Origin of the sequence: Streptomyces sp. NPDC029216, assembly GCF_040648015.1 — a bacterium.
Lineage (GTDB): Bacteria > Actinomycetota > Actinomycetes > Streptomycetales > Streptomycetaceae > Streptomyces.
Genome location: NZ_JBEZWL010000091.1, coordinates 1 through 23,648, shown reverse-complemented (window position 1 = coordinate 23,648; position 23,648 = coordinate 1). Strand labels below are relative to the sequence as shown.

Sequence of the window (23,648 nt, the reverse complement as noted above, 5' to 3'; positions counted from 1 at the left end):
GTCAGGCATGACTCAACGCGCTGGTACCGGTGAGGGGTTCGGCGGCGCCGCGGGCCGCCTCGATCGCCCAGTAGACGGCCTCCGGCGTGGCGGGCGAGGCCAGTTCCACACTGGCTCCGGCCGGCCCGAAGGCGGCCGCCGCCTGCCGCAGCGCCTCCCGTACCGAGAAAGCCAGCATCAGCGGGGGTTCGCCGACCGCCTTCGAGCCGTAGACCGCTCCCTCCTCGGTGGCGTTCTTCAGCAGCGTGACGTTGAACTCCTCGGGCATCTCCGAGAAGCTCGGCAGCTTGTAGGTGCTCGCGGCCTGGGTCAGCAGCCGGCCGCGGTGCGGGCCGTCGCCGGTGTCCCAGCGCATGTCCTCCAGCGTGAGCCAGCCCGCGCCCTGGACGAAGCCGCCCTCGACCTGACCGATGTCGATCATCGGGGAGAGGCTGTCGCCGACGTCGTGGACGATGTCCACGCGCCGGACGCGGTAGGCGCCGGTGAAGCCGTCCACCTCCACCTCGGTGGCGGCGGCGCCGTGGGCGAAGTACTTGAACGGCGAGCCCCGGAAGGCCTTCGCGTCCCAGTGCAGCCCTTCGGTGCGGTAGAAGCCGGCCGCCGACAGCTGGACGCGCTGGAGGTAGGCGGTGCGCACCAGGTCGTCCCAGGCCAGCTCCCGGTCGTCGCCGAGGACGCGGGCGACGCCCTCGACGATGCGCACGTCGGAGGCGTTCGCGCCCAGGTGGGTCCCGGCCACCCGCAGCAGCCGCTCGCGCAGCTGTTCGCAGGCGTTCTTGACCGCCGCGCCGTTGAGGTCGGCCCCGGCGCTGGCGGCGGTGGCGGAGGTGTTGGGCACCTTGTCGGTGCGGGTGGGCGCCAGCCGTACCTTGTGCAGCGGGATGCCCAGCGTGGTGGCGGCGACCTGGAGCATCTTGGTGTGCAGGCCCTGGCCCATCTCGGTGCCGCCGTGGTTGATCAGGACGGAGCCGTCCTTGTAGATCAGCACCAGCGCGCCGCCCTGGTTGAAGGCGGTGAGGTTGAACGAGATGCCGAACTTGATGCCGGTGATCGCGAGGGCCCGCTTGGTGTGGGGGTGCGCGGCGTTGAAGGCCTCGATCTCGCGCCGCCGGTCGGCGAGGCGCCCGTTCTGCTTGACCTCTTCCCAGACGGCGGAGATCCGTTCGGGCTGGGAGACCGGCTGCCCGTAGGGCGTGTGCTGGCCCTCGCGGTAGAAGTTGCGCTCCCGCAGCTCCATCGGGTCCAGCCCGAGCAGGGGTGCGCACCGGCCCATGATGTCCTCGATCACCAGCATGCCCTGCGGTCCGCCGAAGCCGCGGAAGGCGGTGTTGGAGACCTTGTTGGTGCGGGCGATGCGGCCGGCGATGCGCGCGTTGGGGATCCAGTAGGTGTTGTCGATGTGGCAGAGCGCGCGGGCGACCACCGGCTCGGAGAGGTCCAGGCTCCAGCCGCCGTCGGCGGTCAGGGTGGCGTCGAGGGCCTGGATGCGGCCCTCGGCGTCGAAGCCGATCTTCCAGGTGGCGTGGAAGCCGTGCCGCTTGCCGGACATGGTCAGGTCCTGCGTCCGGTTGAGCCGTACGCGGACGGGCCGGCCGGTGAGCTTGGCGCCGAGTGCGGCGACGGCCGCGAAGCCGTGCGGCTGCATCTCCTTGCCGCCGAAGCCGCCGCCCATCCGCAGGCACTGCACGGTCACCTCGTGGCTGTGCAGGCCGAGGACGTGCGCGACGATCTCCTGGGTCTCGGAGGGGTGCTGGGTGCTGCTCTGGACGAAGACCTGCTCGGCCTCGTCGACGTGGGCCAGCGCCGCGTGCGTCTCCAGGTAGAAGTGCTCCTGTTCGGAGAACTGCAACTCGCCGGTGAACACGTGCGCGGAGTCGGCGAATCCGGCGTCGACGTCGCCGGCCAGCATCACGGGCCGGGCGCCGTGGAAGCTGTCGGCGGCGATGGCCTCCGACAGGGCGACCACGGAGGGAAGTTCGTCGAGTTCCACCTCGACGGCCGCCGCACCGAGCCGGGCCGCCTCCAGGGTCTCGCCGAGCACCCAGGCGACCGCGTGGCCGTGGAACATGACCACGTCGGGGAAGAGGGGTTCGTCGTGCTTCATCCCGGCGTCGTTGACACCGGGCACGTCGGCGCCGGTGAGCACGCGGACCACGCCGGGCACCGCGAGCGCGGGCCCGGTGCGCAGGGCGGTGATCCTTCCGTGGGCCTTCATGACCTGGACCGGGTAGGCGTGCAGGACGTCCTTGGTGCGGTGGATCAGGTCGTCGGTGTAGAGCGCGGCTCCGGTGACGTGCAGGTTGGCGCTCTCGTGCGGCAGGGGAAGACCGACGACGGCCTTCTCGGGGCGCTGGGACAACTGGCTCATGACGACACCGCCTCGGTGGTCTGGGCGTACAGCTTGAGCAGGCTCTGGGCGAGCATCGCGGAACGGTAGCGGGCGCTGGCCCGGTGGTCGTCCATCGGCGTGCCCTGGGCTCCGAGCACCTGCGCGGCGGCCTCGACGGTCTCCGCCGCCCAGGGCCTGCCCTCCAGGGCCGCCTCGGTGGCGAGGGCGCGGATGGGGGTGGCGGCGACGCCGCCCAGGCCGATGCGCGCCTTGCGGACGATGCCGTCCTCGATATCGAGGGCGAAGGCGACGGCGACGCTGGAGATGTCGTCGAAACGCCGCTTGGCGATCTTGTGGAAGGCCGTGACGGGTGACAGCGGCAGCGGGACGCGTACCGCGCGGATCAGCTCGCCGGGGCGGCGCACGCTCTGCCGGTAGCCGGTGAAGTAGTCGCAGAGGGGGACTTCGCGTTCGCCGTCGGCGTCGGCGAGGACCACCGACGCCTCCAGCGCGAGCAGCACCGGCGGGCTGTCGCCGATGGGGGAGCCGGTGCCCAGGTTGCCGCCGAGGGTGGCGCTGTTGCGGATGAGGCGGGAGGCGAACTGCGGGAACAGTTCGGCCAGCAGGGGGACGCTGCCGTCGAGGCGGCGTTCGATCTCGGTGAGGGTCCGCGCCGCGCCGATCTCGATGTGGCCGGGCCGGACGTCCAGCGCGCGCAGTTCGGGCAGCCGGTCGACGGCGATCACACAACCGGCCCGGCGGGAGCGGATGTTGACCTCCACGCCCCAGTCGGTGCTGCCGGCGACCACGACCGCGTCGGGGCGCTCGCGCAGCAGCCGCAGGGTTTCGTCCAGGGTGCCCGGCCGCAGGAACGTGCTGGCGTCGCGGGTGTAGACGGTGGCCGCCGGTTCGGGCGGGGACTGTTCGCGGCGCCGCGCCAGCGGGTCGTCCCCCACGGGCGTGCCGACGGCGAACGCGGCGTCGCGGATGGGGCGGTAGCCGGTGCAGCGGCACAGGTTCCCGCTCAGCGCGTGCAGGTCGAAGCCGTTGGGGCCGTGCTCGGGGTCGGTGTCCACGGCCTCCTGGCCGTGCGCGCAGCGGCCGGGCCGGTAGTACTCGGCGGCCATGCTGCAGATGAATCCCGGGGTGCAGTAGCCGCATTGGGAGCCGCCGCGGACCGCCATCTCCTCCTGCACGGGGTGCAGGGCGGGCGGGGTGCCGGGCTCGCCGGCGGTGGCGAGGCCTTCGGAGGTGACGATCTCCTGGCCGTCGAGCGCCGCGGCCGGGAGCAGGCAGGCGTTGACGGCCACCCAGTCGGTGGGCTTGTCCACACCGGGCCGGGCCACCAGGACCGAACAGGCGCCGCATTCGCCTTCGGCGCAGCCCTCCTTGGTGCCGGTGAGGCCGCGCTCGCGCAGGAAGTCCAGCACCGTGGTGTGGGGCGCGGCGGGCGCGAGCGGGGTTTCCTTCCCGTTGACGGTGATCCGCGCCGTTACCATCGCGCTACCCCACTTCTGAACATAAGGGGCACAGGGGACATAAATGTTCTAGTCGCCATATTTCAGGAGCTTTCTCTGTCGGTGGCGCAGCTCGATAACCCGGAGAGCGCCACATCAGCACGTAACCGGGTGCCGCGGGCGGTGTGGGAAAAGCAAGAAGTGCCGGGGCCGCGAGGGGGCACACCGGCGGAAGGGGGCCGTTCAGCAGCCGTGGGCTACACGGCCGGGGGCCCAGGCGATCTCGTGAGCGGGGCGAAGCGGCGCGGAGATGGTCGGCATCCGACGTCGCCTCCTTCCGTCAGCTCACGAGTCGGTCCGCCCGAAGCTACGTTGCCGCAGGTTGATCGGTCAAGCAGGCGTGTGGACCCCGCTCGGTCGGCCGAGCGGGGTCCTCACGTGTCGGGGGCAGGGGTTCAGGGGCCGGTCTCGAAGGCCGGGGGCTTGAGGCCCTTCAGGCATGCGGTGTCCGCGGCGCTCGGGTCGGCGAAGAACGAGAGCGTGATCGTCCGGGCACACTTCGAGGTCGCGAACACCACGTGGGGCTCGTACGGGACCGTGACGACGGTGGCCCGGGACAGGGTGCGGGCGACGTACGGGCCGTTGGCCGCTCCGGTCTGGGCGTCGAAGCTGCCCGATATGGCCAGGGTGGGGATGTCGCTCTTCGTGACGTCCCTGATCGAGCGCGGGGCGGCGGGGACCTTCCAGACGTCGCAGTCCGGACGCAGGAAGGTCAGCTGCGGGGCCTGGGCCTGCACCGAGGCGGGGAAGGCCGGGAAGGCCTGCCGGCCGCCGCGCACGGCCTCGGCCTGGGTCTCGTACGGGGTCCACTCGCTGCAGAAGACTCCGTAGACGAGCCCGTGGGACGTCCGGCCCATGGCCTGGGGGCTGTACTTGGCGACCGCCCACTGTTCGGCGATCCGCTGGGGCTTGCCGTGGGCCAGCTCGTCGAGGGCGCGGGGTACTTGGGGCGCGACGTGGGTGGCGGAGGTCATCCAGTTCACCAGGGCCCCGCCGTCCAGGACGACCTTCACCTGCTTGTGGCTGTCGGGCAGCGTGACGGTGGTGGTGACCGGCTTGGCTTCGAGGTCGCGCACGAGGCGTTCGAAGGTGGCCGGCAGGTTCGGATAGCGGCGCTTGCAGGCGGGCTGGTCGGCGCAGGCCTTGAACAGGCCGTCGAAGCCCTGCTTGGCGGCGCTCCAGGTCAGGACAGACCCGGCCGTGGAGGGCGGCAGGATGCCGTCGATGCCGACGGACCGGACCCCCTCCGGGTGCAGGCGCATGTAGACGAGCGCCAGCTGGGTGCCGTAGGAGATGCCGAACACGTTCCACTGCGCCAGGCCCAGTGCGGTGCGCAGGTCCGCGAGGTCGGCGGAGCTCTCGATGTCGTTGTAGGCGCCGAGGTCGGCCCCGAGGGCCGCCAGCCGGTCGCGGCAGACCTTCGTGGCCTCGACGTGCAGGCGTTCGCTGGAGGGCGCGTCGTAGACGAGACCGGTCGCGCGCGCGTTGAACTCGTCGATGTTGGGGCAGGTGAGGGCCGGATCGGCCGAGTAGGTGCCGCGCTGGGACATGAAGATCACGTCGCGGTCGCGGTTGAGGCCGCCGTCGATCGCCATCTTCGCCTCGCCGACGGCGTCGTCGCCGGGTCCGCCGGCGAGCCAGACGATCGGGTCGGCCGCCGGTGCGGCCGAGGCCGCGGGGACGATCGCCACACCCAGCTTGATCGTCCGGCTGCCGGGCTTGGCGCGGTTCTCGGGGACGGTGAGCGTTCCGCAGCGGGCCCCGTCGAGGGCGGCGATCGGCTCCGGTGTCCTGGGGCAGGCGCCCGGCTCGTAGCGGGCGTCGCCCGCCGTTCCGGCGACGCTGCCGAGCGGCGCCGGGCCGGGGGTCTCCCGCGCCTCCGCGGGAAGGGAGAGCAGGCCGGTGACGAGGATCCCGGTCGCCGCCACGGCCGGCGTGGCGCGCAACCTCCTCACGGTACGGCGGCGGGGAACGCGTTGGGGAGCCATCTGCCCTCCCGGTTGCTCGGTCACTCGGGGGTGATCGTGAAGGGTGCCCACCTGAGGCCGGCCACGCATCCGGTGTCGGGCGCGGTGGGACGGGCGAGGAAGGACGCCAGCACCTTCTGGGCGCAGGGAGACTGCGGGACCGTCCAGTGTCCGACGCCGGGGATGCGCACGAGGGTGGAGTGGGGCAGCGTACGGGCCGTCTTCTGCGCCCAGTTCACCCCGGTCTTCATGTCGGCCGTCCCGTTGAGGAAGAGCACGGGCACCGGGCTGCTGGTGGGCACGCGCTGGGCGGCCGCGCGGTCGGGAACGTTCCAGATGCCGCACATCTTGTTCTGGAAGGCCAGTTGGGGCGCCTGCGCCTGGACCGCTTCCGGCCAGTCGGGGAACGCCCCGCGGCCTGCGGCCAGTACGTCGGACTCCGGGTGGCCCGGCACCCACTCACCGCACACCACGGACTGCGTCAGACCGTGGGCGTTCTGCCCGGTGTCCTCGACCGAACCGGCGGCGCGGGCCCGGGCGAAGCGCTCGGGACGTCCACGGCCGAGTTCGTCGATGGCCGCGGGGACGTCGGCGATCGGGAGCGCCTTGGCGACCAGCAGGTTCAGCAGCACACCGCCGTCGAGGACGACCTTCACCGGGTCCCCGCCCTGCGGCGGGCGGACGTTCAGCGTCAGCGGCTGGGCGTCCAGCTTGCTGATCTGCTCGTTCAGGGTGCCCTGGAGGTCCGGGTAGCGGCTCTTGCAGCGGGGTTCGGCCGCGCAGGCCTTGTAGAGGTTGTCGAGCCCCTCCTTGGCGCTCTCCCAGGCGAAGGGCAGGGAGACGTACTGCGGCGGGGCGGCCGAGTCGAGCGCCACGGCGCGGATCCCCTGGGGGTGCAGGCGCAGGTAGGTCAGGGCCAGGTCGCTGCCGTAGGAATGGCCGTACACGTTCCACCGCTTGAGGCCCAGCGCCGTGCGCAGGTCGGCGAAGTCGGCGGCGTTCTCGGTGCTGTTGTAGGCGCCCAGGTCGGTCCCGCCCGCCGCCAGGCGGTCCCGGCAGCGCTTCACCGCGTCGAGCGCCAGCCGTTCGGTCGAGGGCGAGTAGGAAGGGAGTCCCACGGACTGGGCGTAGAACCGGTCCAGCTCCGGGCAGGCCAGGTTGGGCTGGTCGTAGAGGTTGCCGCGCTGGGCCATGACGATCAGGTCGCGGTCCCGGTTCAGCCCGGAGTCGACCAGGAACGGGATGTCGTCGAACGTCTCGCCGCCGGGACCGCCGGACATGAACACCACGGGGTCCTGGCCGGGCTTCGCGGAGACGGCCGGGATGACCGCCGCGGCCAGCTTGATGGTCCGGCCGCCGGGGCGGGAGCGGTTCTCGGGGACCTCCAGGAAGCCGCACCGCGCCTTGGCCAGCTGGGGAACCGGCTGGGCCGGCTTGGGGCAGGGCCCGGGCACGAAACGCGCCGGGGCCGAGGGACCGGGGGCGGGGCCGGCCGGCGCCGCTCCGATCGCGGTCAGGCAGACCAGGGCCGCCGCGGCGGCGGCTGCGTTGCGGGGGTGCTTCGCCATGGAATCCCGTTCCTCTGCCGACTCCTGCGGCTGCCCGTAACTGGGGGACGGCACCGCGGCCTTTGGGGCGGAACGTACGCCTTCGACGCTACCGGGTCCCCCGGACGGATGCATTCCGACGACTGCGGGGCGTCCGGCCGGGGTACCGGTGCAGGACGGAGGCGTCCCGGCCGACGGCCCGCAGGAGTTCGGTCGGCCCGCGCGGTGGCCTCGGCCCGGCCCATGACCCCGGTGGCATGACGCCCACCGCGAACGACACGATCGCCTCGGGCGGCGGCATCCACCGCTCCACCCACGACCGGCCCGGCAAGCCCGCCGCCTGACCGGAGCGCGCTGGGCTAGCGTCGGCCCCATGGAGCGAATCCGAGCGGTCCTGATCGACATCGACGGCGTCCTCACCGTCTCCTGGAAGGCCCTGCCCGGAACGGTGGACGCCATGGAACGGCTGCGCTCCACGGGCCTGCGCCTCGCGCTGGTCACCAACAACACCTCCCGCACCCGCGCCGCCATCGCCGCACGCCTGTCCGGCCTGGGCTTCCCCGTGGACGCCGGGGACGTGCTCACCGCTCCGGCCGCTACGGCCGCCTACCTGCGCGAGCACTGTCCCGGCGCCCGCTGCCTCCTGCTCAACAGCGGCGACGTACGGGAGGACCTGCCGGGCGTCACCCTCGTCGACGAGCACGAAGCGGACGCCGACGTGGACGTGGTCGTGCTCGGCGGCGCGGGCCCCGAGTTCGGGTACGAGGCCCTCAACCGCGTCTTCCGGCACCTCCAGCGCGGGGCCAGGCTGGTCTCCATGCACCGCAACCTGTACTGGCGTACCGAGGGCGGCCTCGACCTGGACACGGGGGCCTTCCTGGAAGGGCTGGAGAAGGCCGCCCGCACCGAGGCGGAGGTGACGGGCAAGCCGGCGCCCGCGTTCTTCGCGAGCGCCCTCGCCCACCTGGGCGCCGACGCCTCCGAGGCGCTGATGGTCGGCGACGACATCGAGTCGGACGTGCTGGCCGCCCAGCGGTCCGGCATCACCGGCGTACTGGTCAGGACCGGCAAGTACCTCCCCGAGACGCACCGGGCCGCCTCCGGAACCCCCGACCACGTCCTCGACTCCTTCGCCGACCTGCCCGCCCTGCCCGGCCTCCTCGCCTCTGGCTGATGCCGGTCGCATCATGGGAGGTGGTGATGCGGAATGAGGCTGTCGTTCCTGCAACCCCTGTACGCGGAGTCCGGCCCCTTCGCCTCGGTGTACCTGGACACCTCGCGGGACGTCGAGCAGCCCGACCGGGCCGTCGCCCTGCGCTGGGACCGGCTGCGCAGGGACCTGACCCGGCAGGGCGCGGACCGGGCGCTGCTCGGCGTGCTGGAGGAGGCGGTCGGCGCGGACGCGGAGGTGCCCGGGACGCACGGGCAGGCGATCTTCGCGGCCAACGGCGCGCTCGTCCTCGACGGGGAGCTGCCCCTGCCGCCCGCCCGGGATTCGGCCCGCTACAGCACCCTGCCCGAGGCGGTACCGCTGGTCGGCCAGCACCTGCCGGAGATCCCCTACCTGGCGGTGGTGGTGCACTACGGCGGGCTGCCGACGGCGGAGACGCACGGCTGGGTGCGGGTGGAGGCGGAGTCCGGCATCTGGCCGGCCTCCACCGTGGCCCCGGGTGAGCGGCTGCACCGCGAGGAGCCGGTGGCCACCTGGCACCACGGCGCCGTCCGGCTGGGGCACCGGCTGGACGCCTGGGCCCGGCGTGCGCATGCCGACGCCGTGGTCGTCGGCGGGGACGAGTGGGCGGGAAACGTCCTGGTCAGGCGGCTTCCGCAGGCCCTTCGCGGCAAGGTCGTACGGGTCCGGGGCGCGACCCCGACGGACACCGGGCGGGCCCTGCTGGAGCCACAGCTCGACGGCGTCTTCCGGGGCCGGATGGCCGAGCACGACCGGGAGCTGGTGAACGTGTTCATCGGCCGCCGGGCCCTGCACGGGCCCGCGGCGGAGGGGCTGGCCGCGACCGTGGCCGCCCTGCAGCGCGGGCAGGTGGCGGCGCTGCTGCTGAACCGCGTCCCCACCGCCCCGCTGCGGCTGTGGACCGGCCCGCGGCCGACGCAGCTCGCCCTGGCCGAGGAGGAACTGCTCGCCTGCGGGGTACGGGCGCCCCGCGAGGAGCCCGCGGGCGAGGCCCTGGTGCGGGCGGTCGTCGGAACCGGCGCCGAGCTGGTCGTCGTACCGGAGGACGAGCTGGAGCTGGCGGAGGGCGTCGGGGCGCTGCTGCGGTACGCCGACCGTGAGCCCGCGGGATCCTAGAACCGCTGGTAAGTGCCCACGAGGGTGCCACAGGCGATCTGCCTGTGCCGCACCGCGCTGTGCACGGCGTTGACGTCGGGCCGCTCGCGCAGCAGGACCGGCTGCGCCAGGGCGTACAGGTGGAAGAAGTAGCGGTGCGGGCCGTGGCCGGGCGGCGGCATCGGCCCGCCCCAGCCCAGCCGTCCGAACCCGTTGGGCCAGGACCGCCCGCCGTGCGGGACCCGGCCCTCCTCCACCCCTCCGGTCCACGGGTCGATGCCCGTGACCAGCCAGTGCAGGAAGGCGGGCCCCGGCGCGTCCGGGTCCTCGCACAGGAGGAGCAGTTCCGCGGTGCCCTCGGGGGCGGCGGTCCAGGTCAGGGGCGGTGAGACGTCCTCCCCCTCGCCGGTGTGGCGGCGGGGGATCTCCGTGTGGTCGGCGAAGGCGGTGCTCGTCAGCTGGAATGCGGTCACGGCCGCCGCCCTACCCGCCCCCGGGGTCCCCGTACCGCCGCGGGCCGGCACTCCACCCGACTGCCCCGGAACGAAGGGTCCGACCGGTGGGCACGTGCCCGCCGGGCGGGGCATCCTGGACGGGGAGGCATGTCTTCCGGAACCCCTTGGGGGACGTCATGGAACTCGGCTTTCTCAAACCTCTCTTCGCCCGGCCAGGTCCCTGGGCCTCGGTGTACATCGAGACCACCCGCGCGACCGAGGACGCACAGCGGATACAGGCACTGCGGGAGCGGGCGGTCGCGTCCCAGCTGATCGACGCGGGCGCCGACGCCTACACCGTCCGGGCCGTGGTGAACCGGCTCGCCGGGGAGCCGGTCAGCGGGGCGCCGCCCGGCCGCGCGCTGTTCGCCGCGGGCGCCGAGGTGGTCCTCGACGTCCCGCTCGCGAAGGCCCCCGCCGCCGTCGAGGCGACCTGGTCGGTCCTGCCGCACATCGCACCGCTGGCAGGTCTGCGCGGCGACGAGCCGAGCTGCCTGGTGGCGTACGTCGACCGCACGGGCGCCGAGCTGGAACTGCGCGACGCCCACCGGCGGGAGACCGTGGGCCACGCCCGGGGCCGGGAGTGGCAGGGCCGCGGGCACCGCAGCGTGCCGGCGGACCGGCACGAGTGGCACTACCGGAACAAGGTCGAGAACGCCTGGAACGAGACGGCCGACATCATCGCGGCCGAACTGGTCCGGCTGTGGCCGGAGAGCGGCGCCGACCTGGTGGTGCTGACGGGCGACGCCCGCGAGCGCCGGGCCGTCCTCGGCCGGCTGCCCGAGCGCATGCGCGCGGTGACGGTCGAGGCCGAGGCCGGCGCCAGGACACCCGGCGCCGCGCGGGACGCCCTCGACGGCGAGATAGCGCGCCTGTGCGAGGCTTTCGCCGGCGAGCGGCTCGAAAGGGCCCTGGAGCGGTTCCGCATCGGCCGGGGGCGCCCCGGCGAGCACCGGACGTCCACGGTGGACACCGGGCCGGGCGAGGCGGCCGAGGGCGTGCCGGCCGTGGTGGACGCCGTACGCACCCACCAGGTGGCCACGCTGCTGCTGGGCGCGGACGGCTCCGACGCGGCCCGCGAGGTGTGGATCGGCCCCGGCGTGGACGAGGTCGCGCTGCAGCGCGGCCAGGCGCAGGCGATGGGCGTCGACAAACCCGTACGGGCCCGCGCGGACGACGCCCTGCTGCGTTCCGCGGCGGCGGCCGGCAGCGAGGTCCTCGTCGTCCCGGCGGGGATGCCGGGCCCGGCGGGCGGGCTGGGGGCGGTGCTGCGCTGGACCGGCTGACGGCCGGAGTCCGACGGGCGCGCGGCACCGCCCGTGGCGGGCCTGCGGTCAGGGCGCCATCTCGTACGTCCCCGACAGCGCCTCGACGCGCTGCCAGACACGGGCCGCGCGGGCCTCGTCGACCACCGGGCGGCGTACCGCGCCGAGGGCCCAGGTCTGCTGCGCCCCGGTGGCGGAGTCCTTGCCGTGCAGTTCCACGGCGTGGCCGGAGAAGTCGCGGACCAGGACGGAGAACAGCTCGTCGAGGACGTCGCGGTCCAGGTCCGTCAGGCGGGCCTGCTCCAGGATCAGCTGGCCGTGCACCACCAGGGCGAACAGCTGGCCGACGGAGAGGAGGAAGTCGAGGTCGCGGCTCTGCTCCTCGTCCGGGGCGATGGTGGCGACGAACTCGCACAGGGCGTCGGCCTGTTCGCGGAACCGGGCGACGTTGGGCACCTCGGCGTACGCGTCGTAGGCGGGCCGCCAGTCGTGGAAGCGGACGGAGCCCAGGCCGCGGGCCGGGCCCTGGCGGAAGAGGAACTCGTCGTCGGCCGCGTCCAGGCGGGTCGGCACGGCCGGGTACTCGACCGGCTCCAGCAGGTGGTTGCGCATGAACTTGAGGATCAGCGCCAGGTTGACGTGGACGGTGCCCTCGAGCTTGGGCAGGCCGCGGATCTCGACGGCGGCGTTCGCGAAGTAGGTGTCCTTCTCGAAGCCCTTCGCCGCGATGACGTCCCACATCAGGTCGATGACCTTCTCGCCCTCCGTGGTCACCTTCATCTTCGTCATCGGGTTGAAGAGGAGGTACCGGCGGTCGTCGGGACCGGCGGAGCGGAAGTAGTCCACGGCGCGGTCGCTGAACAGCTTCATGCCGACCAGGCGGACGTAGGCGTCCGCCAGCTCGCGGCGCACGTGCGGGAAGGCGGTGACGGGACGGCCGTAGAGGACGCGGTTCTGCGCGTGGGTGACGGCCTCGTACATCGCGTGCTCGCAGATGCCGATGGAGGCGGTGCAGAGGTTGAACTTGCCGACGTTGACGGTGTTGAGGGCGGCGTCGAAGGCGGCACGGCCGGTGTGCAGGACGTCGGCGGCCGCGACCGGGTAGTCCTCCAGCCGGAACTCGCTGACGTACTTGGAGGAGTCGACGACGTTCTGCACCAGGTGGTACGCCGGGTGGCGGCTGTCGGCGGCGAAGAAGACGTAGCCGTCCGGGCCCTCGACGTCGGTGCGGCGGCCGAAGACGGAGACGAGCCCGGCGGCGTTGCCGTTGCCGATGTAGTACTTGGAGCCGCTCGCCAGGAAGCCGCCGTCGCCGTCGGGCTCCAGGAGCATGTCGGTGGAGTAGATGTCGGCGCCGTGGGTGCGCTCGGACAGGCCGAAGGCGAACACCTCGCCCTGGGCGAGGAGTTCGGCCGCGCGGGCGCGGGCCTCTGCGTTCCCGCTCTGCCAGATCGGGCCGAGGCCGAGGATGGTCACCTGCCAGGCGTACCAGTAGTCGAGGCCGTAGAAGCCGAGGATCTCGTTGAGGGCGGCGATGCGGGCGGTGTCCCAGCGCCCGCCCTCCCGGCCGGCGGCGGCCGGGGTGAGGAAGGTGGCGAACAGGCCTTCCTTGGCGGCGAACGCGAGGAAGTCGCCGAGCCAGGCGCGGGTGCGGTAGTCCTCCAGCAGCTTGCGCTTGCCGCGCTCCTCGAACCAGTCGACGGTGGCGCGCAGCAGCCGGCGGGTCTCGGGGTCGAAGTGCGCCGGGTCGTAGGTGCGCGGGTTGAAGAGGAGGGGGTCGGCCATGAGGGGTCGCCTTCCGGGACGTGGTGGGTGGGTGCGTGTTCAGGGGGTCGGCGGTGACGTCTCGCCGAGGCGGTGGAGGGTGGCCAGGACGTCGTCCAGCCAGGCGATGGTCATCCGCTCGTACGCGATGCCGCCGCGCAGGACGACGTGTTGGAGCTCCTGCCCGGCGTCGAGCGGACCGGGGGCCCCTGGGGCGGTGAAGTCCCGCCGCTCGCCCGCGAGGTAGTGCGCGAGGCGTTCGCTGTGGGCGCGGTGGTGCCGCTCGACCTCGCGGATCAGGGCGGCGGGGTCGTCGAAGGCCGCCCCACGGATCTTCACGGCGAGCTCGTGGCGCATGCTCTCGGGCTCGATCGGCTCGTGCAGCCACCGGGCGAGGGCGGCGCGGCCGGGGGCGGCGACGGAGTACTCCTTCTTGTCCGGCCGCCCCTGCTGGGGCACTTCGCGGACGGTGAGCAGGCCGTCGCCCGCCATGCGCCCCAGGACGCGGTAGATCTGCTGGTGCGTGGCGGTCCAGAAGTAGCCGATGGACCGGTCGAACCGCCGGGCGAGTTCGTAGCCTGAGCCCGGCATCTCCAGGAGGGAGACGAGGATCGCGTGGTCGAGCGCCATGCCCCGATCTTTCTATGCAACTCGTTGCATAGACAAGTCCCGGCGCATGAGACACGGCTCACCCGGCCACCGCCGGGGCCGGACGGGGTAGGGGGTCCCCCGACACCGCCGACCCCGGGAGCCGCCCCATGACCACCCCGCCCTCCGCGTGCGCGCTGCCGGGACGGACGGGCTGGACGGACGAGGGCCGTGACACCGACCGCGTCCTCTTCCAGCCGTCCACCGGCACCCGCCGCGTCCTGGTCCTCTTCGTGGACTTCCCCGACGCCCCGGCGGCCGGCTCCACCCTTCCCTACGCCGCCCGTCTCGCCCCTGTCGCCGACTGGCTGGGTACGGCCTCCTACGGCCGCCTCCGCCTGGCCCTCACCCCGCTGCACCACTGGATCCGCATGCCGGCGCCCTCCGTCTCCTACGGGTTCACCCGCGGCCTCGGCTTCGAGGCGCACGAGGCGTACGTACGCGACGCGTTCGCGGCGGCGACCGCGTACGGCGCGGACTTCGCGCGCCACGACATGGCCTACGTCGTCCCGACGAGGGCAGCGACCGCGCTCTCCTTCTCCCCCACTTACCTCCACGACCCGGCCGCGCCCGAGGGTCTCCCCCTGAAGTGGGCGGTGACCTTCGGACAGGACCTGTGGCACTGGGGCCCGAAGGTCGCCGCCCACGAGACGTGCCACACCTTCGGCCTGCCGGACCTGTACGCGTTCACCGGCGACACCCACCGCCACACGGGCGGCTGGGACGTCATGGGCGACATCGCGGGTGCCGCCCCCCAGTTCCTCGGCTGGCACGCGTGGAAGCTGGGCTGGATCGACGACTCCCAGGTGGCCGGCCTGGCCGGGCCAGGGTGCCGCACGGTGGCCCTGACCCCGGTGGAACGCCCGGGCGGCACGAAGATCGCGGTCGTCCGCACCGGCCCCACCACGGCGTACGTGGCGGAGTCCCGCCGGGCGGAGGGCCACGACCGGACGGCCCGCTCGACGGGGGTCCTGGTCTACCGGGTCGACTCGGCGACCCCGACCGGCGAGGGACCGGTCCGCGTCCTGCCGCCGCCGGGCCGCACCGGACCGGACCTGGCGGCCCGCTCCCCAGGCCAGTCCTTCGCCGACCCCGCCGCCGGCGTCCGCATCGACGTCCTCCCCGGCGGCGGGGCGGGCGACGTGGTCCGCGTCCGCAGCTCCTGACATATCGCTTGGCCCGCCCCGGCGCCGGTGGGTAGCGTCGCCGGTCATGACCCCGACACTGCGCACCGAGCGCCTGCTCCTGACCCCCTACGTGCCCGAGGACGAAGCGGACTTCGTGGCCCTGTTCCAGGACACGAGGGTGTCCCGGTGGATGGGGGACGGACCCGCCTCCGAGGAGGAGGACCGGGCCCTGTTCGGGCGGATCTTCACGAAGGTCTACGCCCGGGAGCTGTTCGACGTCTGGGCCGTCCGCAGGGACGGCCTGCTGATCGGGCACGCCGAGATCAAGCCGACCGAGGCCGTCGGGGGCCACGAGATCATCTACGCGCTGGCTCCGGCGGCGTGGGGGTCGGGGCTGGGGACCGAGCTGGCGCGGGCCGTCGTGGCCCATGGCTTCGACGCCCTCGGGCTGGCCGAGGTGCACGCCACCGTCGCCGCGGAGAACGAAGCCTCGCTGGTGCTGCTGGACCGGATCGGATTCGCGCACGTCCGGGACATCACCGAGGACGACGGCAGCACCACGCGCGTACTGACCCGGCCCCGGGTCGGCAGCCGGTAGCCGCTTCGCCGCCACCGTGGCCGGTTCTCGGCGGTGCGCCGTGGCGCCCGAGGTGCGGGGGTCTCCTGCGTTCGGGGCGGCGGGTACGGTTCCGGCATGGACGTTTCAGCAATCAGTTCGAACGACGAAGACCCGGCGCCGGCGGAGGCGGTCAAGGAGACCGCCCGCCGGCAGCTCGTGGAACTGGGCGCCGCGGGGCTGTCCCTGGAAGGCGTCGCGCGCGCGGCCGGGCTCGACCTCGCCGACGTCGAAGCGGCCTTCCCGCACCGGGACGACCTGCTGACCGCTCTGGTCATCGACGCCTACGACGCCTCCGGCGCCGCGATGGAGCGGGCCGACGCGGCCGGCGCTCCGGCGGGGGCGCGGCTGCTCGCCGTCACCCGCGCGCTGCGGCAGTGGTCCTTCGAGAACCCCGGCGAGTTCACCCTGATCTACGGTTCGCCGGTGCCCGGGTACCACGCCCCGCAGGACACCGTCCCGGCCGCCGCACGGACCCCCGCCGTGCTCGCCGGGATCATCCGGGCCGCGCTGGAGGGCGGTGAACTGACCCCGCCGCGGCGCGCGGTGCCCGGTCCCCCGCTGCTGCTGCCCGCCGCCGTCGAGGCCTTCGGAGGCCTCCCGGAGGCTCCGTTCTCGGACATCATCGAGCGCGGCATCGTGCTGTGGAGCAACCTCATCGGGCTGCTGGTGTTCCAGGTCTTCAGCCGCACCCACGACAGCGTCAAGGACGAGGCCGTGTTCTTCGACTACGCGATCGCCGTCGCGGCCGAGAGCATCGGGCTCCAGGTCCCGCTGGACGAACACACCGACTGACCCCCTCTGCCGCACCCCCGGCACCCTGCAGGAAACCAGGCCTTGAACACCATCAGAACCCTCTGCTTCGTCATCGCGGCGCTCTCCTCGTACGCCGCGCTCATCTACCGGCTGTGCCAGGCGCGGCGCAGCCGGCACGACAGCGCCTACTGGACGCTGATCGCCACGCTGGTACTCCAGTGCCTCACCTTCACCATGGGCGCCATCGCCATGGGCAGCCAGAGCTTCCTGGGCGTCGGCAACCTCGCCATCCTCCTCATGCACCTGTCGGCGGTGGCCTACTGCGTCGCCGCGGAGATCATCCTGCTGCGGTGGGCGGCGTCCGACGAGGAGGCCCGGCGCAAGACGCGGTGGTGGCTGATCACCGGGACCGCGCTCGACGTGGCCCTGGTCGCGCTCTTCCTCCTCGCCGACGGGACCTCCCGGCCGTCCTCGGACTTCGACACGGGCAGCGGGCAGCCGCTGGTCCTCGTCTACCTGCTCGCCTTCATGGCGTCCCAGGCGCTGCCGTGCGTGACCATCTTCCGCCAGTGCGGTTCGTACGCCCGGATGACGGACAACGAGTCGCTGCGGCAGGCGCTGCGGGTGCTGCGGGTGGCCGCCGTGGTGCTGTTCCTGTACTGCTCGTGCCGGACGGTCAACATCCTGACGGCCGCGGCCGGGGTCGACATCGGCGCCTGGAAGCTGGCCTCGAACCTCTTCAGCGCGGCGGGCATCGTCATCCTGTCGCTCGGCCTGACCAACTCCTCGTGGGGTCCGGCGGCTACCCGGCTGCTGGGGTGGACGCGCAGCTACCGGGCGTACCGGGCGCTGTACCCGCTCTGGCGGGACCTGTACGAGTCCTCCCCGGACATCGCCCTGGAGCCGCCGGGCGCCTCGGTCTCGGACCTCGACTACCGGCTGCACCGCCGGGTCGTCGAGATACGCGACGGCTGGCGGGACCTGCGTCCGTACATCGACCGGACCACCGTGGGCGGTACGGACCAAGGCGCGGGCAGGGAGGAGAGCGAGGAGTCGCTGCAGGCGTTCACGGAGGCGGCGCGGATCAAGCGGGCCCTGCTGGCCAAGCAGGCCGGGACCATCCCGCACGACAACAAGGACGCGGGCGACTTCGACGACCGCGACACGGACAACTTCACGGCAGAGGTGGCCTGGCTCACCAAAGTCGCGGCCGCCTACAGTAAACTCGGCACCGCGAGTTGAAGCTCCCGCCCGGTTTGTATCCCCCGTCAAACCGGGCGGGCCTCCCCCGTTCCCCCGTACTTTTCACATCGGGCCGGACGGGTGGCTCCCGCCCGGACTGGCCCGGCCCATCCCCCGAGGGCCGGGCCAGTCCGATTTCGCCAGCCTGCTCGTCAAACCCCCGTGAGAACGAGTTAGCTGGCAGCTATCGGCGAGACCCAACGTTGGCGGAGTCCAGGCCAATTGTCAACTGACCGCTAATCTGTGAAACTGACGTATAGCCAAGGGCTATACCGAGGAGGTGACGGGAGGAAGATTCACCATGACCGAGAGCGACGACCGGCCCCTGCTCGCCAGGCGCCTCGACGACCTCTTCAAGACGGTCCGTCCCAAGGGCAAGCACTGGACCAACGCCGAGGTGGCGGAGGAACTGAAGCGGGCCACCCCCGAACTCAAGGTCGGGGGTGTGTACCTGTCGCAGCTGCGGACGGGGAAGCGCTCCAACCCGTCACCCGACCTCCTGGCGGCCCTGGCCAAGTTCTTCGGCGTCTCGGTCGCCTACTTCTTCGACGACAAGGTCGCCGAGTCCGTGCTCAGCCAGGTCGCCGCCATCGAGGCGCTGCGGCAGTCCGGGGTCCGCGCCGTGGCGATGCGCGCGGCCGGGATGAAGAAGGAGAACCTCCAGGCCATCACGGCCATCATGGACCAGTACCGGCAGATGCAGGGCCTCCCGCCGGTCACGGACGCCCCCGTCCCCGACTCCCCCGCCGCCGGCACCGCCGACCCCTCCGAGCCCGTATGAGGGGCGCCTGGAAGGAGCGGGCCGCCGATCACGACCGCCGCAGCCAGCTCAAGAAGCTCCGGAAGGCCGGCGCCCGGCGGCTCGCCGAACTCGACCTCCCCGAGGTGAGCGACGTCGCCGAACTCTGCCGCCACCTCGGCGAGGTGCGCGACCGGCCGATCCTCCTGGTCCCGATGCAGATGCCCTCGTCGCACCCCTGCGGCATGTGGGTCGCCGCCCGCGACGAGGACCTGATCTTCTATGACGCCAACACCACCAGCGCGCATCAGGAGCACATCATCTTGCACGAGCTGGGCCACATCATCTGCTGCCATCGCGGGGCCGGCGGACTGGACGAGGCGGCCGCCCGCCTCCTCTTCCCCGACCTCGACCCCGACCTCGTGCGCGACATGCTCCTGCGCGCGACCTACGACGACGTACAGGAGCAGGAGGCGGAGATCATCGCCTACCTGCTCGCCCAGCGGATGGAGGACGCCGAACAGCGGCATCCTGCGCCCCCCGCCGCGGAGGCGGGGGACGGCGGCGACCCGGGGACGAGCGCCCTGCTCAGCCGGATCGAACGGACGCTGATCTGACGTGGGCGGCTTACGGCGCGGCGGCGGACGCCACCTCCTCGGCCAGCACCGCCACGGCCCGGCGGATGTCCTCCTCGCGGTGGTCGCTCGTGATGAAGAACCGCAGCCGGGACAGCCCCTCCTCCACCGCCGGGTGGAAGATCGGGTCGGCGATGACGCCCCGGGCGTAGAGCCCGTCCGCGACGCGCAGGGTCCGCGCCGAGTCGCCGAGGATGCACGGCACGATCGGCGTGTGGGCGCTGGAGCCGGTCGCCAGGCCGGCCGAGGAGGCCAGGCCGAGGAAGAGGCGGGCGTTGCGCCGCAGCGCGTCCACCCGCTGCGGCTCGGCCGTGATCAGCTCGGTGGCGGCCAGCGCGGCGGCCGCGTTCGGCGGGGTCAGGCCGACGCTGTAGACGAAACCGGGGAGGGTGTGGCGCAGCCAGCGCACCATCCGGACGGAGCCGCCGAGGTAGCCGCCGCAGCTGGCGAAGGCCTTGGAGAGGGTGCCCATCCACAGGTCCACGTCGGTGCGGTCGACCCCGAAGAACTCGCCGACGCCCCGGCCCCGTGCGCCGACGGTGCCGATGCTGTGCGCCTCGTCCACCATCAGCAGCGCGCCGTAACGTTTCTTCAGCTCGATCACGGCGGGCAGGTCGACGAGGTCGCCGTCCATGCTGTACGCGCCCTCGACGGCGATCAGCACGCGGCGGAACCGGGAGCGGTTGAGCCGCAGCAGGTGCTCCAGCTGCTCCGTGTCGTTGTGCGCGAACGGGCGCCGCGCCGCACCGGACAGGGCGCAGCCCTGGAGGATGCTGTCGTGGGCGAGCGCGTCGTGCAGGACGAGGTCCCCCGGGCCGACGAGGTGGCCGATCGCGGTGACGTTGGTGGCGTGGCCGCTGACCAGCGTCAGGCAGTCCCCCACGCCGAGGAACTCGGTCAGGGCCCGTTCGAGGCGGACGGTGAGGTCCCGTTCGCCGGAGAGGACCCGGCTCGCGGAGACCGAGGTCCCGTACCGCTCCACCGCCTTGTGCACCGCCTCGTTGACCGCGGGGTGCCCGGAGAGGCCGAGGTAGTTGTAGCTGCCGAAGGAGAGGTAGGGGCGACCGCCGATCACCGTGGTGTCGCGGATGGTGCCCTCGTGGACCCGGAAGTACGGGAACTCCGCCCCGGTGTCGGCGATGGAGCCCAGGAGCTGCTCCAGCTTGCCGACCTCCGGGAAGTCGTCGACGTTCGCCGTCTCGGCGCTCCACTGCGGGGCGGCCGGTTCGGGTACGGCCGGTGCGGGCACGGCCGGTGCGGGCGTCTCCCGGCCGGTGAGGTCCGGGTCGACCAGGGTGATCAGACGGCCGACGGTGAGGTCCGGGGAGTACATCTCCTCGGTACGGAAGCCCGGCACCCGGTTGGCGATGCGGGTGTCCAGCTCGTGCAGCATCAGGGAGTCGAAGCCGAGGTCGGCCACCAGTGTCTGGCCCTCGTGCAGGTCGGACAGCGGGTAGACACCGGTCCGCGACACCTCTTCGAGGACGAGGGCCGCGGCGGACGCCCCGCCGGACCGCGCCGCCTGCGCCCCGGCCGGTTCCGGCACCGGTACGGCCTGCGGTCCGGCGAGCTCGCGCGCCGACTCGTCCACGATCCAGTGGCGGCGCGGGGCGAGCGGGCTCGGCGGCAGGGTGCACGGGGGTACGCGCTCCCCCGCCGTCGCGACGGCCTCCACGGGCGCCTCGGGCGTACGGCCCGCCTCCACGGCCTCGGCCGCCTCGGCCAGCCGTGCGACGGCGTCGGCGGTGTCCCGCGCCTCCACGGTGAGACGTTCCGTCAGGGGGGTCCGGCGGGCCAGGGTGTCGGCCACGGCGGCCAGCGGCGGCCGGTCCTCGGCGACGGTGCGGGCCAGCTCCCGGGCGTACCGGGCCAGCCCGGCCCGGTCGCGGGCGCTGAGCGCCAGCACGTACGGTCCCCCGGCCGGAGCCGGGCCGGCCGGCGGCGCGGTGTGCTCCTCGACCACCAGGTGCACGCCGGTGCCGCCGAAGCCGAACGCGCTGACGCCCGCCCGGCGCGGCCGCCCGTCCCCCGGCCAGCGGACGGGCTCCGTCGGTACGGTCAGCCCCGCGGCGTCGAGTACGGAGCGGTCGGCGAGCCCGAACTCCGGCTGCGGGGGGATCACCCCCCGGTGTACGGCCAGGACGGACTTGATGAGCCCGGCCAGCCCCGCGGAGTTGAGCGAGTGCCCGACCACGGCCTTGACCGCGCCCAGGTAGGCGGGCGCGGCCGCCTCCCCGCGCAGCTCACGCAGGACGGCGAGCTCGACGGGGTCGCCGACGGTGGTCCCGGTCCCGTGCGCCTCCAGGAAGCCGACCTCGCCGGGGGCCAGCCCCGCGTCCCGGTAGGCGCGGCGCAGGGCGCGCAGCTGTCCGGCCGCCTGCGGGTGCAAACCGCCCTGGACGGTCCCGTCGTTGGCGGTGCCCACGCCGCGGATCACCGCGTACACCCGGTCGCCGGCCTCCACCGCGTCGGCCAGGGGCCGCAGCACGAGCACCCCGGCGCCCTCGCCGAGGACGAAGCCGTCGGCGTCCGCGCCGAAGGGCAGGCAGCGGCCGCTGCGCGAGATGGCGCCGATCCGGCACAGCCCGATGAGCAGGTCCGGGGTGACGACCAGCTGGGCGCCGCCGGCGAGGGCGATGCGGCTGCGGCCGGAGCGCAGCGCGTGGACGGCGTTGGCCACGGCCATGAGACCGCCCGAGCAGGCGGAGTCCAGGGCGTAGCTCTCCCCGTGCAGGTCGAGGACCGAACTGATCGTGTTCGGGCCCATGTTGAGCAGGATCCCGGCCACCGAGGTGCCCTGCATGCCGTCGACCCCGCGGACGGCCTCCCGCCAGCGGGCGTCCGGGCGTGCCCCGAACTCGCCGCCGGCCAGCTGGCGCATCCGGATCTGCAGGGTGGTGAGGCCGCGGTAGCCGCTCTCGGTGAGGGCCGTGATGACCGAGGTCTCCTCGCGGTCGAAGCCGTCGGCCTCCCATCCGGCGTCCTGGATCGCCTCGCGGGCGAGGTCGATCAGCAGCCGGTGCTGGGGGTCCATCGCCTTGGCCCGCCGCGGCGGGATGCCGTAGTGGGCCGCGTCGAAGCGGTCCACGTCCGGCAGGAGCGCCATGGTGTCCGTGTACGCGGCGGAGGTGTCGCGGAAGTCCTCGCTCAGGAAGCCGTCGGCGCGCCACCGCGCGTCGGGTATCCGGCCGAACTGTGCCCGCGGGTCCGCCAGGAGCCGCCAGTACTCGTTCAGGTTGCGCGCCCCCGGGAACCGGCACGCCATACCGACGACGGCTATGTCGCCCGGCCCCTGGCCCCGGTCCCGTCCCTGCCCCGATCCCTTGGGGTCCACTGTGGAATGCATCCCTTTCTCCGGAACCGTCACCCGGTGGTCGTCAGACGTTCGCGCCACCAGTCCACCGTCGCCTTGACCTGCTGGTCCAGCGGGGTGGCCCGGACCGCGAACGCGGCCTCGTAGGCACTGGAGTCGACCGTGAACGGCCGGTCGAACTGGTAGCGGATCTCCTTCAGCTCGCGCAGCAGCGGGGAGAACAGCCCGCCCAGGCCCAGGACGAGGGGCGGGATCCCGCGTACCGCGACCGGTCCGGTGCCCGCTTCGGCGGCGAGCAGGCCGACCATCTCGCGGACGGACAGCGCGGGCTCGGTCGGCACGTGCCAGGCCCGGCCCCAGGCCCGCTCGTCGCCGGCGACCTCCACCAGGGCCCGGGCCACGTCGGGGAGGTAGGTCCAGCTGTGCGGGGCGTCGGGGTCACCGAGCGTGGAGACGGGCTTGCCGCGCAGCAGCGGCGGCATGACCCGCGCCGCCAGGTGCCCGCCGTCGGCGACTCCGGGTCCGAAGAAGTCGGAGGCGCGCACCTCGACGACCCTGATCCGGCCCTGCTGGTGCAGGTTCCGCGCCTGCTCCCAGACGGCGGCGCGCACGCGTCCCTTGGTACCAGTCGCCGCGAGGGGCAGGTCCTCGGTCAGGGGGCCGTCCACGGGCCCGTACCCGTAGAGGTTGCCGAGCATGACCAGGGCCGCCCCGCTCTCCTCGGCCGCCGCGCAGAGCGAGGAGGCGAGGGCCGGCCACTCCCCCGCCCAGCGGTGGTAGGGCGGCGCGGCGCAGCTGTAGATCGCGGCCGCGCCCCGTACCGCCTCGGTCAGCCGTCCGCTGTCCTTGGCGTCCAGCGCGACGTGCTCGATCCCGGGCTCCGGGCTGCGTCCCGTGGTGGTGACGACCTTCACCGTGTGGCCCTGCTCGGCGAGCAGCCGGGCGGTTGCGGCGCCGGCAGGTCCGAAACCTATGACGACATGAGAGTTCACGTACGCACACTAGCGCGCGGCCCCGGCCCGGCGGTGCCGGCGTCCCCTCGGGCAACGGCCGAAATCCCCACCCCTACCGGCGGTAGCCGCGACTGCAGTCCCGCAACGCTCCGGAGCACCCGGCCGCGGGCCCGTTGCCGGCTTCCCGATCGCCAGTCCGCCGGGTTCGTTGGCTCGGTGCGGCGTGCCCCGCTCCGTGCCGTTCCGACCGGGAGGCTCGCGTTGAGGCGTCCCGTCTCCTCCGCAGGGGCGGGACGATTGGCCGGAACCCGGCGGCGGACGTGCTGCGGGCGGGGGGCGGGGTCGGGGGTGGGCGGGGTTTCGGTGGGGCGGTCTCAGGGAGGGGTTGGGGTTTTCCCGTCAGTCTCATCGTCCTTCCGCGGCGGGTCGGGCGGGCAAGGGGGCGCCCC

18 protein-coding genes are annotated in these 23,648 nt (G+C 73.3%); 9 read left to right on the top strand and 9 right to left on the bottom strand.

Translation table 11 applies throughout. The features are described from left to right. Position 1 precedes the first annotated feature (1 nt). The 4 genes from xdhB to AB0F18_RS27060 all read right to left on the bottom strand — a co-directional run bounded on the left by xdhB (position 2) and on the right by AB0F18_RS27060 (position 7,381). A complete protein-coding gene (gene xdhB, locus AB0F18_RS27075; RefSeq protein ID WP_362065056.1) occupies positions 2–2,368 on the bottom strand; it encodes a xanthine dehydrogenase molybdopterin binding subunit in 2,367 nt (788 codons plus the stop codon). Continuing rightward, positions 2,365–3,828 (bottom strand): FAD binding domain-containing protein, encoded by a 1,464-nt coding sequence (locus tag AB0F18_RS27070; protein WP_362065053.1) that lies wholly within the window; start codon positions 3,826–3,828, stop codon positions 2,365–2,367. Before AB0F18_RS27070 ends, xdhB begins: the two co-directional genes overlap by 4 nt. 413 nt (positions 3,829–4,241) lie before the next feature. Next, on the bottom strand, positions 4,242–5,834 hold the full coding sequence (locus tag AB0F18_RS27065) for an alpha/beta fold hydrolase (protein ID WP_362065050.1): 1,593 nt from the start codon (positions 5,832–5,834) through the stop codon (positions 4,242–4,244). Between the two features lie 20 nt (positions 5,835–5,854). After that, positions 5,855–7,381: an alpha/beta hydrolase gene (locus AB0F18_RS27060; RefSeq protein WP_362065047.1), complete on the bottom strand. Its 1,527-nt coding sequence runs from the start codon at positions 7,379–7,381 to the stop codon at positions 5,855–5,857. Between the two features lie 352 nt (positions 7,382–7,733). Between AB0F18_RS27060 and AB0F18_RS27055 the strand changes: the two genes are divergently transcribed. Then, positions 7,734–8,534 (top strand): TIGR01458 family HAD-type hydrolase, encoded by an 801-nt coding sequence (locus AB0F18_RS27055; protein WP_362065044.1) that lies wholly within the window; start codon positions 7,734–7,736, stop codon positions 8,532–8,534. 33 nt (positions 8,535–8,567) lie between these two features. Continuing rightward, positions 8,568–9,668, top strand: coding sequence for a hypothetical protein (locus tag AB0F18_RS27050; RefSeq protein WP_362065040.1), 1,101 nt, complete (start codon positions 8,568–8,570; stop codon positions 9,666–9,668). Here the strand turns inward: AB0F18_RS27050 and AB0F18_RS27045 are convergent. Beyond that, positions 9,665–10,120 (bottom strand): YbhB/YbcL family Raf kinase inhibitor-like protein, encoded by a 456-nt coding sequence (locus AB0F18_RS27045; RefSeq protein WP_362065037.1) that lies wholly within the window; start codon positions 10,118–10,120, stop codon positions 9,665–9,667. The genes AB0F18_RS27050 and AB0F18_RS27045 overlap by 4 nt on opposite strands. A 158-nt stretch (positions 10,121–10,278) precedes the next feature. Here AB0F18_RS27045 and AB0F18_RS27040 point away from each other — a divergent pair, with 158 nt between their 5' ends. Continuing rightward, positions 10,279–11,427 carry a hypothetical protein gene (locus AB0F18_RS27040; RefSeq protein ID WP_362065035.1) on the top strand — a complete coding sequence of 383 codons (1,149 nt, stop codon included), beginning with the start codon at positions 10,279–10,281 and terminating at the stop codon, positions 11,425–11,427. Positions 11,428–11,475: 48 nt separating this feature from the next. Here AB0F18_RS27040 and AB0F18_RS27035 read toward each other — a convergent pair whose 3' ends face one another. Together AB0F18_RS27035 and AB0F18_RS27030 are read right to left on the bottom strand one after the other, a co-directional pair. Next, the gene (locus AB0F18_RS27035; protein WP_362065033.1) at positions 11,476–13,191 is read right to left on the bottom strand and encodes an acyl-CoA dehydrogenase family protein; all 1,716 of its coding nucleotides are present in this window, start codon (positions 13,189–13,191) and stop codon (positions 11,476–11,478) included. A gap of 39 nt (positions 13,192–13,230) precedes the next feature. Continuing rightward, complete coding sequence (locus tag AB0F18_RS27030; protein ID WP_362065031.1) at positions 13,231–13,800, bottom strand: PadR family transcriptional regulator; 570 nt, start codon at positions 13,798–13,800, stop codon at positions 13,231–13,233. Between the two features lie 128 nt (positions 13,801–13,928). Between AB0F18_RS27030 and AB0F18_RS27025 the strand changes: the two genes are divergently transcribed. The 6 genes from AB0F18_RS27025 (at position 13,929) to AB0F18_RS27000 (ending at position 18,915) form a co-directional block, all read left to right on the top strand. Then, positions 13,929–14,984 (top strand): peptidase M6, encoded by a 1,056-nt coding sequence (locus tag AB0F18_RS27025; protein WP_362065029.1) that lies wholly within the window; start codon positions 13,929–13,931, stop codon positions 14,982–14,984. Positions 14,985–15,030: 46 nt separating this feature from the next. After that, entirely contained in the window at positions 15,031–15,543 is a 513-nt protein-coding gene (locus tag AB0F18_RS27020) for a GNAT family N-acetyltransferase (RefSeq protein WP_362065027.1), read from the top strand. 96 nt (positions 15,544–15,639) lie between these two features. After that, complete coding sequence (locus AB0F18_RS27015; RefSeq protein WP_362065025.1) at positions 15,640–16,356, top strand: TetR-like C-terminal domain-containing protein; 717 nt, start codon at positions 15,640–15,642, stop codon at positions 16,354–16,356. A 42-nt stretch (positions 16,357–16,398) separates the two neighbouring features. Then, entirely contained in the window at positions 16,399–17,559 is a 1,161-nt protein-coding gene (locus AB0F18_RS27010) for an MAB_1171c family putative transporter (protein WP_362065023.1), read from the top strand. A gap of 301 nt (positions 17,560–17,860) precedes the next feature. Next, positions 17,861–18,340, top strand: coding sequence for a helix-turn-helix domain-containing protein (locus AB0F18_RS27005; RefSeq protein WP_362065021.1), 480 nt, complete (start codon positions 17,861–17,863; stop codon positions 18,338–18,340). Continuing rightward, complete coding sequence (locus AB0F18_RS27000; protein WP_362065019.1) at positions 18,337–18,915, top strand: toxin; 579 nt, start codon at positions 18,337–18,339, stop codon at positions 18,913–18,915. The genes AB0F18_RS27005 and AB0F18_RS27000 overlap by 4 nt, the downstream gene beginning before the upstream one ends. Before the next feature lie 10 nt (positions 18,916–18,925). Here AB0F18_RS27000 and AB0F18_RS26995 read toward each other — a convergent pair whose 3' ends face one another. Together AB0F18_RS26995 and AB0F18_RS26990 are read right to left on the bottom strand one after the other, a co-directional pair. Next, complete coding sequence (locus tag AB0F18_RS26995) at positions 18,926–22,279, bottom strand: aminotransferase class I/II-fold pyridoxal phosphate-dependent enzyme (protein ID WP_362065017.1); 3,354 nt, start codon at positions 22,277–22,279, stop codon at positions 18,926–18,928. Positions 22,280–22,296: 17 nt separating this feature from the next. Then, positions 22,297–23,238, bottom strand: a complete 942-nt coding sequence (locus AB0F18_RS26990; protein ID WP_362065015.1) for an NAD-dependent epimerase/dehydratase family protein — start codon at positions 23,236–23,238, stop codon at positions 22,297–22,299. Positions 23,239–23,648: the final 410 nt, after the last annotated feature.